Annotated in this window: 12 protein-coding genes and 1 tRNA gene; 7 read left to right on the top strand and 6 right to left on the bottom strand. The window is 68.2% G+C overall.

All coding sequences use genetic code 11. The features are described 5' to 3' along the window. The first annotated feature begins 14 nt into the window (after positions 1-14). The 3 genes from IT359_05405 to IT359_05395 are packed head-to-tail and all read left to right on the top strand — an operon-like array spanning position 15 to position 1,029. Entirely contained in the window at positions 15-431 is a 417-nt protein-coding gene (locus tag IT359_05405; protein MCC6928414.1) for a hypothetical protein, read from the top strand. Further along, entirely contained in the window at positions 428-763 is a 336-nt protein-coding gene (locus tag IT359_05400; protein ID MCC6928413.1) for a hypothetical protein, read from the top strand. The genes IT359_05405 and IT359_05400 overlap by 4 nt, the downstream gene beginning before the upstream one ends. After that, positions 751-1,029 (top strand): hypothetical protein, encoded by a 279-nt coding sequence (locus IT359_05395; GenBank protein ID MCC6928412.1) that lies wholly within the window; start codon positions 751-753, stop codon positions 1,027-1,029. The genes IT359_05400 and IT359_05395 overlap by 13 nt, the downstream gene beginning before the upstream one ends. On the opposite strand, the gene IT359_05390 is transcribed toward IT359_05395, so the two are convergent. After that, the gene (locus IT359_05390; protein MCC6928411.1) at positions 1,026-2,165 is read right to left on the bottom strand and encodes a hypothetical protein; all 1,140 of its coding nucleotides are present in this window, start codon (positions 2,163-2,165) and stop codon (positions 1,026-1,028) included. The two genes, IT359_05395 and IT359_05390, sit on opposite strands and share 4 nt — an antisense overlap. A gap of 277 nt (positions 2,166-2,442) precedes the next feature. Next, complete coding sequence (locus IT359_05385) at positions 2,443-3,270, bottom strand: hypothetical protein (GenBank protein ID MCC6928410.1); 828 nt, start codon at positions 3,268-3,270, stop codon at positions 2,443-2,445. A 304-nt stretch (positions 3,271-3,574) separates the two neighbouring features. Between IT359_05385 and IT359_05380 the strand changes: the two genes are divergently transcribed. After that, positions 3,575-6,961, top strand: coding sequence for a S8 family serine peptidase (locus IT359_05380; protein MCC6928409.1), 3,387 nt, complete (start codon positions 3,575-3,577; stop codon positions 6,959-6,961). Positions 6,962-7,236: 275 nt separating this feature from the next. Here the strand turns inward: IT359_05380 and IT359_05375 are convergent, their stop codons facing one another. Then, a complete protein-coding gene (locus tag IT359_05375; GenBank protein ID MCC6928408.1) occupies positions 7,237-7,503 on the bottom strand; it encodes a hypothetical protein in 267 nt (88 codons plus the stop codon). A 462-nt stretch (positions 7,504-7,965) separates the two neighbouring features. Here IT359_05375 and IT359_05370 point away from each other — a divergent pair. From IT359_05370 to lexA, 3 genes are all read left to right on the top strand, one after another. Continuing rightward, a tRNA-Ser gene (locus IT359_05370) sits at positions 7,966-8,055 on the top strand. 138 nt (positions 8,056-8,193) lie between these two features. Continuing rightward, positions 8,194-9,642 (top strand): glutamate--tRNA ligase, encoded by a 1,449-nt coding sequence (locus IT359_05365; protein ID MCC6928407.1) that lies wholly within the window; start codon positions 8,194-8,196, stop codon positions 9,640-9,642. A gap of 103 nt (positions 9,643-9,745) precedes the next feature. After that, complete coding sequence (gene lexA / locus IT359_05360; protein ID MCC6928406.1) at positions 9,746-10,390, top strand: repressor LexA; 645 nt, start codon at positions 9,746-9,748, stop codon at positions 10,388-10,390. Between the two features lie 48 nt (positions 10,391-10,438). On the opposite strand, the gene IT359_05355 is transcribed toward lexA, so the two are convergent. From IT359_05355 to IT359_05345, 3 genes are all read right to left on the bottom strand, one after another. After that, positions 10,439-11,386, bottom strand: a complete 948-nt coding sequence (locus IT359_05355) for a hypothetical protein (protein MCC6928405.1) — start codon at positions 11,384-11,386, stop codon at positions 10,439-10,441. 131 nt (positions 11,387-11,517) lie between these two features. Beyond that, positions 11,518-12,126 (bottom strand): fumarylacetoacetate hydrolase family protein, encoded by a 609-nt coding sequence (locus IT359_05350; GenBank protein ID MCC6928404.1) that lies wholly within the window; start codon positions 12,124-12,126, stop codon positions 11,518-11,520. A gap of 226 nt (positions 12,127-12,352) precedes the next feature. After that, a complete protein-coding gene (locus tag IT359_05345) occupies positions 12,353-14,863 on the bottom strand; it encodes a hypothetical protein (protein MCC6928403.1) in 2,511 nt (836 codons plus the stop codon). Positions 14,864-15,083 lie beyond the last annotated feature (220 nt).

The following is a 15,083-nucleotide window of genomic DNA, read 5'->3' as shown; positions in this document are numbered from 1 at the left end:
GGAGGATGCTCAGGATGCTCGACCGACATGCCGTCCAGGCGCTGCTCGCCAGCGGCGTCACGCCAGGCGCCGTGGCGCAGCAGTACGCGATCTCGCGGCTGACCGTGGAGCGCATCGCCAAGGAGCCCGCCGTCACGGCGGCGGATGACGCCGCGGCGCGTGCCGCGCGGCGGCTGGGGCGCCCCCGTGTCGATGCGGCGCTGCGCACGACCGTGCGCGACTGGCTCACCACGGAGCCGGGGCTCGCCCCGGGTGAGATCTGGCGCCGTCTACGGGAGGCCGGCACGCCGCTCGGCCTTTCGACGACCAACTGGGTGATTGCCGGGGCACGCACCGAGATCCCGGCCGAGGTGATGGTGCGCTTCGAGGGGGTCGCCGGCGAGGCACGCCCAGTTCGACTTCGGCCAGGTCGACGTCCGCCTGACGAGTGACGAGCGACGCGCGCCGCCGGATCCACTTCGCGGCCTATCGCTTGAAGTACTCGCGCTGGATGCACGTGGTCGTCGTGGCGACGGAGCGCGTCGAGCCCCTCGTGCGCAGCCTCCTCGCGAGCTTTGCCGCGAGCGGCGGCGTGCCGCTGCGCGTTGTCTTCGACAATCCCAAGACCGTCGTCGTCCGACGCGACGGCGCGCGCATCGTGTGGAATCCCACGCTCGCGCAGGTCGTACTCGACTACGGCTTCAGGGAAGCGTCAGCATCGAGCTCTGCACCCCGCGCCGTCCCGATCAGAAGGGGGCGGTGGAGAATCTGGTGGGTTTCGTGAAGCGGGCCTTCTTCCGCGCGCGCCGCTGCGTCGATCTGACGGAGGACCTGCCGCGGCAGCTCACCGACTGGCTGTGCGAGGTCAACGAGGTCCGTCACTCGCGCGCGACCAAGGAGCCGCCCGTGGTCCGGGGCGCGTCGAGCTGGCGCGCTTGCAGCCGCTCACCGTGGCGTCCGGCGACTATTCTCGCTGAACCAACTCAGGCGCGCCTCGACGAAGCCTGGCGGATTGCGAGCACCGACTGGCCAAGCGCGGGAAGTGATTAGCGACGCATAGATCGATTCAACCGGTACAGCCTGATCTGCGGTACCGACTCATCCGGATCCAAGAAACGCCCGAGCACATAATCCCTGCCGATCTCGTACACTTCGAGGTGGACGGGAAGAGGAATCTCCGCGACCAATCGCCCGTCAGGTGCGAAAACCGACCACGATACGGTCGTGGCCCTGCCACGCGGGTAATCCTGCACCCACAGGTGTCCGTCCGCGTCGACGACAAGCCCTGCGTATGCTGGGACCGTCTTTGGCAACGGCATCGCGCTGTAATCCCGCTCAACACTCGCGCGCGCACGTGGCCCAGAATTGGCGATCTCCCGCTCTTTGGCGTAGCGGATGTCGTCACTCGTCGTCTCAAGATCGACGCCGCCCTTTCGAATCGGCGCCAACTGCTTTCCCGAGAAATCGAACACCAGGATCTCGTAGCGATCCCCAGTGCCCAAGTACACCCGGTTCGTCCCGACCGCGACCACCGGCTGTTTTCCGAGCGGCAGGGGACGCGACCCGAAGACTCCGTTTGTCGCCACGCTTCCATAACGTTCTGAGCCGGCGAAGCGCCCGAAGACGCGTCGGACTGCAGGGTTCGTTCCCGAAAGCCAGAATGGAACCAGCGGGCGGTACACTCCGGTTTTAGTGTCACTCTCGGGTTCCCACCCGAAGTGCGCGAAGAAGCCGTTACTATTGCAGCGGGATTGGTACGGAGAGCGGCTAGCGCCGGGCGCATCAAACCGGAAGCTGCGAACGTATCGTCCATCGGGTGAGAAAACGGAGGCGCGGTCACCGTCCAGATCAAACGTTACCAGTGAGTCACCACAGCGCAGAAGCGCGCCGAGTTGACCGATCTCGCCCGGGCCGTTCCCCTTCCTTCCATACGCGCGCAAGAACCTGCCGCTGGCGGTGAAGAGTCTCAGGGAAAAGTCGGCATTGTCCCCAACGAGAATTCTTCCGTCCGGCAACCGTGTTGCGCCGACTGCGGCGGTCAAGAGGTCGGTGGTGTCTGCCGCAGCCCCGCCGATGGTCACCGTGGGGTTGGGTGCGACGGTCCACCGCGCGGGCGATTGCGACCACCCCGCGACGGAGACGGCGTGGATCAACAGCACCGCGACACAGCGAGACGAATAGCGCATTGCCTCGAATCCAGCGTGATGGGAGAACGACGGCGCTCTCACCGATTGCAGCAGGTAGGAAGACGACGTGCCAGCGTACCGAATCAGCAACTGTTAGGCAGGATGGCGCGGTGAACCGCTCCTGGTTTCTGGGTGGCTGACACCCCCGCATACAGCGCAGTCACAACGGAAGAGGCAAGAGCAGACGACACAACGACATCCTCGATCACCCTCGAACACCAAACTGCGGGGAGGTCGGTGTCTCACACACATTGTCAGAGCGGAATGCGCCCGAAGGTCATGGCTTCTCCCGCGTCACCAGTTCGACGTCGACTGGCGCGGACGACAGCAGCACGGGTGTGAAAGTCACCTTGGTAACCGGATCGGTCCACGACAGGAGCTTGGCGGCGGCGCTCGGATTCCGGTCGAGCAGGCCGGATTCCGTGAAGCGATCCGTGAAGCCGATCATCAGCGATGATCGTTGGCGAGATGCGCCACTCTCGGAGCCCTTGAGCGTGACCGATCCCTCGATGGACAACGACCAGCGTGCAAGGGCAGGCACCTGCGGCATAGGCGTCATTACGAGTTCTGGCACGCTACTCACGCGCTGACCTGTCTTCGTGAATGCGTACGAGGCCACGCTCTCCGGACTGTACATGCCGCCCACCGTCCCTCTGGGTAGACCAAATGTCAACAAGTCCGCCCGCGCGATGCGCAAGACGCTCGTGCTGGCATTCAGATCGGCCGCTACCTCTGTGGCGAGCGCCGAGAAGCTCACCACCACCTGCGGCGGCCCGGCGGGTGGGCAGAGCGGTACGATCCAGTGCGGTCCGAACTTACGTACCGAGAGCTCCGAGACCGTTGTCGGCAAGGGCGCGTAGGGGCTGGCCGCATAGAGCGCGCGATCGCACGCGGAAAGGGTTGCCGGCGCGATGGGACTACCATGTGCGGCTATCCAGGAGTTCAGGAGGAAGGGTGCCACCTCGCGCACATACCGGACTGCGACGGCTTTGGCCTGGTCCGCATTGAGCTGGCCGGGCGGCGAGACCACCGCTGGCGAAAGGGCGAAGCGTCCATCGGCCTGTAGAGCCGCAGCGGCGGCCCCAGTCACGAAGGCCGGATTCACGCGCGGGCGTGGCTCGATGACGGCCGGGCGATCTGAACAGGCCATCAAGACGGCGACTAACGCGAGACCGCCGCGTGCAATCCAGACGCGACATTCTTCTCGAGCCCGTATGATGCCTGGATGCGCGACCACTGGAGCGTGCTGCACCGTTGCTCCCATGATGCCCTCCCGGCGATTGTGATTGACCAGCGTTCCGCACTCCGCTTGGCGGACGGCGTACGTGGTCCGCTCCTCCACGCGCCCCCCTCGACTTCATCGGTACCCGTCCTGAGATTGGACGATCCCCCCACCACACCGGTGTGTCATGCGCGCGCTGCCGCTCGCCCTCTCCGCCTCGCTCCTCGTCGCGATCTCGACGATCTCCGCCCAGCAATCGGTCGATCCGCCGCGACGAGCGTTCCTCTTCAAGGATGCGCGAGGGGAGTTGGCCACCGCCCGCGCGCGCGGTGACAGCGGTGTGACGCTCGTGGTCGCGGCGATGCCCGGCGCCAATGCAAAGGCGGCGCTCCTCGCCAAGCGCTTGGGCGGTACGGTGCGCTATCGCGACGACGACGTGGACTACCTGCGCGTGCACCTCCCGCTCGACAGCGTCGACCGCCTGGTCGGCGACGCGAACATCCACAGCGTCGACGTCTCGATCTCCGGAATCAGCCGCGCCTTTGGTCGGGCCAACGACCAGGTCCCCGCCAGCGCCTGGTCACCGGCGGAGCCGTCGGCAGCAACCAGCATCGGTTCCGTTCTCCCGTTCGCTCCATGGACGGTCCCGCACGGGACGTTTGGCGTCGTGCGCGACACGACGAAGGGGCGCTGGCCACCGCCCCTCCCCGAGACCCCCCTCACTGATCGCTACGATCCGCTCACCGACATGGGGGCGATCGACTGGCGGCGCGCGAACCCCACGTTCGATGGACGCGGGGTGGGCATCGCCATCATCGACCAGAACCTCGACGCCCTCCTCCCCGAGTTGCAGGTGGCGAGGACCCTCGACGGCACGCCGACGCGCAAGATCGCCGGGTACATGACGGCCGTGGACATCGACGACGAGAACGACGGGCAGTGGTTGCGCATGAAGGACTCGGTGAGCGCCGGCACCGACGGCCGCTTCAGCTACAACGGCGTTGCCTACACGGCGCCTGCGGCCGGCCCCTATCGCATCGCCATCCTCGACGAGGCGGTCTTCGACTCGCTCAACCGCGCCGGGATCGACAAGGACCTCAATCGCGACGGGAACCCGAAAGGATCGAGCCGCCTGTTCGGCGTCCTGTGGAACGAGGCGAGCAACGACGTCTGGCTCGACACCGACCAGGACCACGACTTTCGCGACGAGAAACCCTACACCGACTATGCAGTCCGGCCGGACTTCGGGGTGCTCGGCATTGACAACCCGGCCACGCCAGTTCGCGAGAGCGTGAGCTACGCCGTGCAGACCGATCGCGCGCGCAAGCTCGTCTCCCTCAACTTTGGCGTGGCCAGCCACGCGTCGTTGGTGGTCGGCGCCGCGGCGGCGAGCCGAGGCACCGCGGGGCGCTTCGACGGCGTTGCGCCGGGCGCGCGCCTGGTCAATGTGGCCGAGGGCGGCGCGGCGTACGGACAGACCGAGGCCGTGATCATCGCAATGAAGCACCCCGCCGTGGACGTGGTCTTCCTGGAGCAGAGTTCGGTCATCGCCCGCAACTACCTGCTCTTCGACGGACGACTGGTGCCGACGGTGATCTATGGTCGGCTGATCGCCAGGTACAAGAAGCCGCTCGTCATCCCGACGCACAACTATGCCGTGCTGGCGGCGATCGACGACTACGCCCTGGCACCGGGCGCGATCTCGATCGGCGCGCACGAGAGCAAGGCGAACTTCATGGCTAACCACGGCGTGCGAGTGGCGATGGACGACAACCTGCTCATCACCGGTGGATACGGCCCAATGGGCAACGGCGCGCAGAAGCCGGACATCATCGCCCCCTCGAACTACGTCAGCACCGGGCGCGGATTCCTCGAGGGGACCGCGATCCCCGGGCTCATGCAACTCCCACCAGGCTACAACATCGCCGGCGGCACCTCCACGGCGACACCGACAACCGCAGGGGCAGTCGCACTCCTCATCAGCGCGGCACGACAGAGCGGCGTGTCATTCGACGCCTACCGGCTGCGCCAGGCCATCATGAACTCCGGACGCTGGATCGCGCACCTCCCCTCGTACAAGCAGGGGAACGGTGTGGTGAACGTGGCCGGCGCCTGGGAAGCGCTCAAGGCACTCGACACCGCACGCACGGCGCTCACGATCGTGAGCCGAGCACCGGTCCAGCACGCGACGAGCCACCTGCTCGCCGAGCCTAACGTCGGCGTTGGGATCTTCGAGCGCGAGGGGTGGACCACGGGAGACACCGGGACGCGCGTGATCACGTTCACGCGCACCACGGGTCCGCGCGGGCCGCTCACCTTTGCCATCGGCTGGAAGGGGAACGAGCTCGGAGCCTACAGCTCGGCAGCATCCGTGACGCTCCCGCTCCGCACGCCGGTCGACGTCCCGGTCCGCATTGCGCCAACCGCACCCGGCGTGCACTCGGCGATGCTCACGCTCGACTATGCGGGATCACCCGGCATCGAGTATCGCACGCAGGCCACCGTGGTGGCGGCACAGCTCCTGGCGAGCGACAGCGGCTACCGATCGCAGCAGAAGGTCGAGATCCCGCGCCCCGGCATGTCCCATCTATACTATCGCATCCCCTCGGGCGTGTCGGCGCTTCGCGTCGACGTGTCGTCGACCAAGCGAAAGCCGGCCGTCGCGATCATGCGTCCCGACACGCGCACCGCGTCGATGGTCACCACGGGAGCGACGGGGGGCTCGGGTGCTGGATTCGGCTTCGGCGCACCGGCCAGCAACAACGCCACGTACTGGGTGAGCGAGCCGGTCGCGGGAACCTGGGAAGTGCGCCTCCAGGACGTGGACGACACGCGCACCTTCGACTGGCAGCAGGCCAAGATCGACTCGGCGGTCCCGCCCACCGCCGTGACCGTGACCGTGACGGCGTTAGGCGCCACGGCCGCCGGGGCGCTCGCCGCCGGGGGCGCGTTCGACGTGACGCTCACCAATACCTTCGGCGTGCTCCCCGACGGGAACGCGATCGGGATGCCCATGGGAGCCGCGCGTCGTTCGACCGGGACGCTGGCGCCTCGCGCCCAGCAGCTATTCGACATCGAGGTCCCGCCGGGAACGACCATGCTCTCGACGCGCGTGCGGCCGGCGGCGGGGAGCAGCGGAGATCTCGACCTGTACCTCTACGATTGCACCAAGAAGGAGTGCGTGGCGGCACGCGCCGACGGAGACCCGTCGGGCGGCGGCGAGATGATACGCATCGAGTCGCCTGCTGCCGGTCGTTGGAAGGCGGTCGTGGACCACAGCGGGTTCCCCGCGTCGTCCATCGCCTTCGACTATCAGGACGTCCTGTTCAATCCCGCCTTCGGCTACGTCGCGGTCACGGATCAGCCATCAGAGCGAGCAGTCGGGGTGCGGTGGGCGTCGAAGGGGAACGCCTGGGTGGCGAACATCCCGGCCGGGCGGACGGCGATGGCGGCTGTCGGGTTGCGGGTGCAGCCCAAGGGGAGCGAACCGTTCCTGTTCGGCGTGCGTGAGGTGGGTGTGGGAAGCGATCGCACCACCGACGCCCCTGGGCAGTCGCGACCGCCGCAGCGGTAGGGCGAGACGGTTCGTCGTCTTGAGAATCCGTCGCGCGGCTGCCACGCGCGACGCGGGCCCTGTCACGCACGAGTCAAGCACTGCCACGCACGAAACAAGCGCTGTCACGCGCGACCCGCGAGCTCGAGCGCGTGCATCGCCAGTTTCCAAGTGCAACGGTCGCCTGTAAGGCGCGATTCCATCGCTTCGCGACGTGACGCGCCGGTCGCCGTAGTGCATCGGCCGAATTGCGACCGTCCTTGGCGTCGTCAGGAGCACGGTGACACGGTCCCCCGTCAGGCCGCGCCGCACTCCTCGCGCGTGAAGCCGGCGCAGGTGATGCGCCCGCCGCGGACGTGAATGACGGGTGTGTCGAACGTTGTGCGCCCTCGAAGCAGCGGCTCTCCTCCCGACTCGAGCACGTACTCGACCGTGAGTTCTGGCGCGCGATCGGCCGCGCGCACGACGATCGTGAGGTCGCCATTGGGGAGGGCGCAGTCGAACGGGGTGACGCTGCGGATGACCTGCACCTCCGCGCGCCGGAGCGCCCGATCGTGGAGCACCAGAACCTCAAACGCGACGTCGGACGCCCCGCGTGCCGTGACGCGCAGCGAGGCGTGGTTTGAGGTCAGAAGGCGCTTCCGTCTCCGGCGATCCGCTGGCGCTTCCCGTTGACCGCGAGCGTGTCCCCCTCAGCAAGATATGCCCGCGTCTCCTGCTGAGAAACGGCGTCACCCATGCCGGCGCGCACGAAGAGGTCCAGGATCTCGAAAGAGGGGGTTCCCGGCATCCGCGCATTGGGACGACGCCACGCGCCGGTCCGTCCGCTGCGTACGCTCGTCTCCTTCGAGAACGGGAGGGGCCGGCACAACGCACTCGCACTCGCGCCCGCGCCCCGAACGCGCACCGCCGCCCTCACTCCCCCGCCCCCTCGCTCCGTTGACCTCCCCCCCACCCGGGACTAACATCCTCCCGGTCCGGCGCGAAGCGAGAACCGTTCCGCCGGCCAGAGATCCGCACCACCTGGAGATGTGGCCGAGAGGCTGAAGGCACCGGTTTGCTAAACCGGCATACGGGGTCAACCTGTATCGAGGGTTCGAATCCCTCCGTCTCCGCTGCAAATACTCGGGACCTGAGACGGGAGACGGGAGACGCGAGTCTGCCGTCTCCCGTCTCTCTTTTCTGATGCTCGCGGGGCGTGTCGTACCGCGTCCCGCTGGATCGAACCCAACTTCCTGACCCGTCTTCCTCGCGTGACCACTCCCCCGCGCCTTCGATTTGCCCCCTCACCCACGGGCTACCTCCACGTGGGCGGGGCGCGCACCGCGCTCTTCAACTGGCTGTACGCCCGCAAGACGGGCGGGAAGTTCCTCCTTCGCATCGAGGACACCGACCGGGCGCGCAGCTCGGATGAGAGCACGCGGGCAATCTTCGAGGGGATGGAGTGGCTGGGGCTCGACTGGGACGAGGAGGTGGCCTTCCAGGGGGCGAACCTCGCGCGCCACCAGGGCGACGCGCATCGCCTCCTGGCGAGCGGCGCCGCCTATCGCGACTTCACCTCGGCGGCCGAGCTGGAGCGGCTGCGCGCCGAGGCCGAGTCGCGCGGCGAGCAGTTCCACTTCCAGCGGGAGATGGCCGCGCTCGCCCCGACCGAGTTGCAGCTGCGCCTCGAGCGCGGCGACCCGTACACGATCCGCTTTCGCGTTCCCGAGGGGGTAACGGGGTGGGACGACCTCGTGCACGGCCGCATCGAGTTCCCCAACAAGGACATCGACGACTTCATCATCCTGCGCTCCGACGGGACGCCGATCTACAACCACGCCGTGGTCTCCGACGACATCGCGATGGCGATCACGCTCGTCATGCGCGGCGACGACCACATCTCCAACACGCCCAAGCAGATCCTCCTGTACGAGGCGTTAGGCGCGCCGCTCCCGACCTTTGCCCACCTGCCGATGATCCACGGCATGGACGGGAAGAAGCTCTCCAAGCGTCACGGCGCCACGGCGGTGGGTGACTATCGCGCGCTCGGCATCCTCCCCGACGCAATGTGCAACTTCCTTGCGCTGTTAGGGTGGTCGCCGGGCGGCGACCGCGAGGTGATGACTCGGCAGGAGTTGATCGACTACTTCTCCGCCGACGGCCTCCTCAAGAAGGCGGCGATCTTCGACATGAAGAAGCTGGAGTGGATGAACGGACAGCACATGACGCAGATGCCCCTCGACGCGCTCGACGCGTACCTGCGCCCCTTCATCGTCGAGGCGGGGCTCGCCACCGCCGACGAGCTGGCGTCGCGCACGGGGTGGTGGCACCACCTGATGGAGCTGTTGCGCGTGCGCGCGCGCACGGTGAACGAGTTCGTGGCCCAGTGTCGCCCCTACTTCGTGGACGACTTTGCCTACGACACCGATGCCGAAGCCAAGCAATGGAAAGATGCAGCTGCAACGGCCGAGCTCCTGCGTGCGGTGCACGACCGCCTCGCTGGCAGCGACTGGACGGCCGAGGCGATGGAAACGGCGCTGCGCACGCTGGGCGAGGCGCGCGGCGTGGGGGCCGGGAAGATCTTCCAGCCCATGCGCGTCGCCCTGACGGGCGTTGCCGCAACGCCGGGGATCTTCGACGTCCTCCTGGCGATCGGTCGAGACCGGTCGCTGGCTCGGCTGGAACGGGCGGTGACGCATCTCACCGCTCGCGCGGCGTAAATCGCGCCCCCCAAGCGAGGGCGGTTGACGCAGCGCCCGCACTGGTGCAACGTCGGTCCCCCGCGGTCTACCCTACACCGCGCCCCGCGCCTTCCAGCTCCGCATGAACGACCCGCTCACGCCGCTCGAACGGCGCGTGTATCACTACCTCCTGGACTTCCTGGCGGAGAACACCTTCCAGCCCAGCGTCCGTGAGATCGGCAAGCGATTCCGCATCAAGTCCACCAAGACGGTGGCCGAGGTGCTGCAGTCGCTCGCCGGGAAGGGATTCATCGAACGCGAAGGGGCGCGCTCGCGCGGCGTGCGCATCGTCGGCTGGTCGTCCATGGGACAAGTGCAACCCGTCCCACTCTACGCGCGCGTCAACCCGGTTGAGCCTTACCTAACGGACGACAACAGGGAGCGGTGGGTGGCGATGGATCGCAGCTTTGTCCCGTCGTCCGACGCCTTCCTCCTGCGACAGAGCGGCGACGCGATGATGGCGCGCGGCGTGCACGACGGCGACTGGATCCTCGTGGCCCCGTCCACGCGCGCCCGCGATGGCGACCTCGTCGCCGCCCGCATCGGCCCGCACGTCCTGGTGCGCGTGGTGCAGCGACAGGGCGCAGTCCTCTCCCTCTCGGCCACCAACGGCGACGCGCGCGAACTCTTCCTCGGGCCGAGCGACGATTTCTCCGTGCTGGGCGTCGTCACGGCCATCTTCAGGACGTGGCATGACGAACCCGCGCCCATGGAACCTGGGGCGTAAGCCGAATGGACGGGCGACGGACGTCACGCGTCGCCGCAACGCGAGGCGCTACCGTTCCGAGATCGGCTTGGCCTCGGTCTTCTTCCGCTCCTCGGCTTCCTTGCGCTCCTTGTCCTTGCGGGCGCGGATCTTCTTCACGGCGGCGCGGAACTCCTCCTCGTTCATCGCCGCCTCTGCGCCACGCATGATGTCGGCGCGCATCGCCGCCAGTCGCGCCTGCCGATCGTTCTCGATCGGGTTCCCTTGCATCTGGTTGAGCGGGAGGAGCCCGAGCAAGGCGGTGGGAATCGAGAACTTGCCCAGTCGGATGAACTGCTGGTCGACACCGTACCGCTTTCCGTCTTTTGTGCGATACGTCCAGTCGCCGCGCTCGAACTTGTTCGGCGTGTAGGTGTTGGCGAGCACGGAGTCGCGATAGCGCATGATGCTCGTGACCACCGCCGAGTCCAGGCGCTCCTCGTCGGTCTTGGGGGCGTACTCGATGGCAGGCGCGTTAGGCCAGAGGCGCGGGTCCACGTAGCCCGGCTGCAATCCCTTCACGGCGCCGCGACCGCTGGCCAGCGGCCCCGAGGCCGGCGTCCCCGCGTTCACGTCGAAGCCGGCGCCCGGCGCCGGAATCCCGCTGGGAACCGCGCTCGGCGCCACCAGCGGGACCGATGGAATGGCCGGCCCCGGGGTCCCCGCGCCGCCCGTGGTGCGCCCGGCGCGCTCCTCTCCCTCCACTGAGGCGCGTGACGAGGTGGCGGTCGGCGCGACGACCGTTGGCGGCACCGACGTCGGCTGCACGGAGAGATACGTCAATCGCTCCCGGGGTTGCTCGAAGCGAAAGGACGTGCTCGGCGTGAAGATTCGCTGGATCGCGCCCGTCGACTGCACCGCCTTGAAGATCGCCAGCACCGCCACCACGTGCACCAGCACCGACACCAGCGTCACGCGCGCCGAGCGCGCCGCCGTGGTCGGCAGGTCGCGGTTGTGTCGGGGGTGAAGCGTCAGCATCGCGTGGCGGTCAGGGCGGTCCGGAGGCTCAGGGTGGTCAGCGCGGTCAGCGCGTGGTCAGTTCGGGTGAGTTTCTGCGATCGGGGCTGGTCGTTGGTAACCTCGAACGGAGAACCGGTTTCCCTCGTTTCCTACCCCCGAACGGGGTTCTTGACCGTACTGACACCCACGATCTCCACCTCCACCACGTCTCCCGCGGCCAGCTTCCCCACCCCGGCCGGCGTCCCCGTGGCGACGAGGTCGCCCGGCACCAGCGTCATCACGTGCGAGACGTACGACAGAAGGAACGGGACGGAGAAGACCATGTCCGACCCCTTGGCCCGCTGGCGCTCGACCCCATTCACGCGCGTCACCACCTCGAGCGAGGCGAAGTCGAAGCTCCCGGATTTCGGAGTCCCGACGGCGCAGAAGGTGTCGAACCCCTTGGCGCGGGTCCACTGCGAGTCCTTGAACTGAAGGTCACGCGCCGTCACATCGTTGAGCGCCACGACGCCGGCGATACCGGCGATCGCCTGGGCCTCGGTCGCCTTGGTGAGCGTTTGGCCGATGACGATCGCGATCTCCCCCTCGAACTCGACGCGGTCGGATTGCGGCGGGAGGATGATGGCGTCGCCATCACCGATGATTGCCGACGGCGGCTTGAGGAAGAAGAGCGGCTCGACGGGGACATCGTTGCCGAGTTCCTTGGCGTGGTCGACGTAGTTACGGCCGATGCAGACGATTTTGCTGGGGGTGTTCATAGAAGACGAGAAGACGAGAAGACGAGAAGACGAGAGGCTTTCCCCAGCGAAAGCTGGGGTCCACGCCCTTCCCCAGCGAAAGCTGGGGTCCAGCCCTTTCCCCAGCAAAAGCTGGGGTCTGCGCCCTTCCCCAGCGAAAGCTGGGGTCTGCGCCCTTCCCCAGCGAAAGCTGGGGTCCAGCCCTTTCCCCAGCGAAGGCTGCGGACGTGCGCTGAAAGCTACCGTCTCATCCTGTCTTTGGCTTGCCGGGGCGAGCGTAGAATCGGGTGATCTCGCGGGCCACCTCGTCCCATGGGGCGATGAGGCGGCGGGCAGGCGGGAGGCCTTCGACCATGTCGCGGCCAAAAGGCTTGGATTCGGCGCGGGAGTCCATGAGGAGCACGACCCCCTGATCGGTGGCGGAGCGGATCAGCCGGCCGAAGCCCTGCTTGAGCCGCAGCGCGGCGTGGGGGATCATGTACTCGCGGAAGGCGTCGCCGCCGCGCGCCTCGATGGCTTCGCAGTGCGCGGCGGTCAGCGGCTCGCTCGGGACCTTGAAGGGGAGCTTGCTCAGCACCAGGGCGCGCAGCGGGTCGCCGGGAACGTCCACGCCTTCCCAGAACGATGCGGTGCCGAGGAGGATGGCGTGGCCGGCGTCGGTGAAGCGGCGAAGGAGTGCGGCTCGCTGGTCCTCGCCGTGCACCATGAGCGGGAATCGCTGGTCCACGCCTCGCTCGCGCAGCACCTGCGCCGCCTCGCGCACGTCGCGGTGCGAGGTGAACAGGGCAAAGACGCCGCCGCCGGCGGCATACGCCACCGCCGCGATGGCGTCGACGACGGCGTCGAAGTGCGCGCGCGGATCCACGTTAGGCGCCGGAATGTCGGTCGGGATGGCGAGCATCGCCTGCGACGGATAGTCGAAGGGCGATGGAAAGGCCTGCGTCTCCGGCTCCACGTCGCTCTCGGTGAGGCCAAGTCGCGCGCGCACGAAGTCGAACTTCCCGTCAGCGGTGAGCGTGGCGCTGGTGACGATCGCCGTCTCCAGCCGCTTGAAGAGATCCTCGCGCAGGATGGGAGCGAGGTCGAGCGGGACGGAGGTGACGGCGAGGTTGCGCTCCTTGCCGCGGACTTCCAGCCAGCGGACGGTCTTGGCCTTCCCCGAGGGTGCGAGCCCCTCGCGCAGCGCATTCCCCGCGTTGTCCAGCCGCCGCGCCACGCCGCGCAGTTCGCCGAGGAGCGCGGCGTGCGCCTCCAGCGCCTTCTCGTCGGTCTCCAGTCGCTCGCGCACCAGTCGCAGGTTGTCGCCCAGCAGGGCCAGCTCGCGCAGCAGGTCCTCGAGTGCCGCGGCCAGCCCCGCCTTCCAGATCGGGTGGTCGGCGAAGGCATCCGTCAGCCGCAACACCGGCGTGCTGGCCTCGAACATCAGCCCGTCGAGCAGGTCGAAGACCACGCCGCCCTTCTCCCGCGCCGCCACGGCCGAGGGGAAGAGCCGCGCGTGCACGAGGTCGAGCGAGGCAACCGAGAGCAGGTCGCTGCGGGCGCCGAGCCGCGCCGACAGCGTCGGGAGGAGCCCCTTGCCCCGGCGCTCCAGGCGACCAAAGAGGCGCTGCAGGGCGCGTCGCGTGGCGGTGGCCCCCAGGTGCGACGCGGCGGCATCCTCGATGTGGTGCCCTTCGTCGATCACGAGGCGCGAGTACGGGGGGAGGACGGCACTATCGTCCCACTTCTGCGACGCGCGGCGCACCGCCAGATCCGCCAGGAGCAAGTGATGGTTGACGACGATGACGTCGGCCTGCGCCGCCTGTCGCCGCGCGGCAAACAGGAAGCAGCGGTCGAAGTGCGGGCATTGCAGCCGCAGGCAGAGGTCGGGCTCCGCGGCCACCTCGTCCCACACCTCGGGGCGCGGCGGCGCCACGAGGTCGCTCAGCGAACCGTCGCCCGTTCGCTCGGCCCACTTGGCCAGCGATTCCACGTCGGAGACCGAGCCGGTGTCGAACAGCGTCGCGCCGGCGGCGCGCGCCTGCTCCAGCCGCAACAGGCAGACGTAGTTGTGCCACCCCTTGAGGAGGGCGAAGCGCACCGGCTGGTCGTCGAGGGCGCGGGCCAGGAAGGGGAGGTCCTTCCCGACCAGTTGCTCCTGCAGGTTGATCGTGTTGGTGGAGACCACCGTGCGCTCACCATTCAACGCCGCCCAGCGCAGCGCGGGGACCAGGTAGCCTAACGACTTGCCGACCCCCGTCCCCGCCTCGAGCACCCCGATGCCGCCACCGTTGTAGAGCCGGGCGATGGTGCGCGCGTAGCCGCGCTGCGCCGTCCGGTCCTCGAATCGCTGGTGCAGCCGCGCGATGGGGCCGGCGACGCCGAGCACCTGGTCGACCGCGCGCGGATCGACCGGGTGCTGCTTGCGCTCGCGCGGGACCTCGACGACGACGTAGACCTCGCTGGCGTCGTTGTCGGTGATGGCGAAACCGACGCCGGCGTCGTGCATGCGCGCCGCGATCTCGAGGTCGGGGCCCGACGGCTCGAGATTCCCCGACGGATGGTTGTGCAGGAGGAGTTCGCCGCGTTGCGCGAAGCCCGGGAGCGCGAGCACCGACTTGACGTCCCCCCGCGCGACGACACGGGCCGCAACGATGTTCTGGTCGTCATCGACCTTGCAGACGAAACAGACCTCGCGGCCAGAAGCGAGACGGATCGCCGCGCGCACCGCCGCTGCGGCGGTTGGCGTCAATCTCCCGTCTCGATTCTCTGGCGGCATGGGGGGAAGATAGTCCGTGTGTGGGAACGGCGGACGGGAGAGGGGGGACGGGAGACGGGCGACGGGAGTGCGCGCGGCATTGCCCCGCGCGGGGCGGCGGGGCATTCGGGCGGTCGCGTGCGAGGTGCGTGGCGGGGAGTTTGCGGGGGAGTACCCACACTTAAGCCCGCACCCCATCAAACGCGAACGGCGCCAAAGGCGCCGTTCGCACTCCCGTCTC

The organism is Gemmatimonadaceae bacterium, from assembly GCA_020852815.1.
GTDB lineage: Bacteria > Gemmatimonadota > Gemmatimonadetes > Gemmatimonadales > Gemmatimonadaceae > SCN-70-22.
This window is presented reverse-complemented; position numbering and strand designations above follow the sequence as displayed.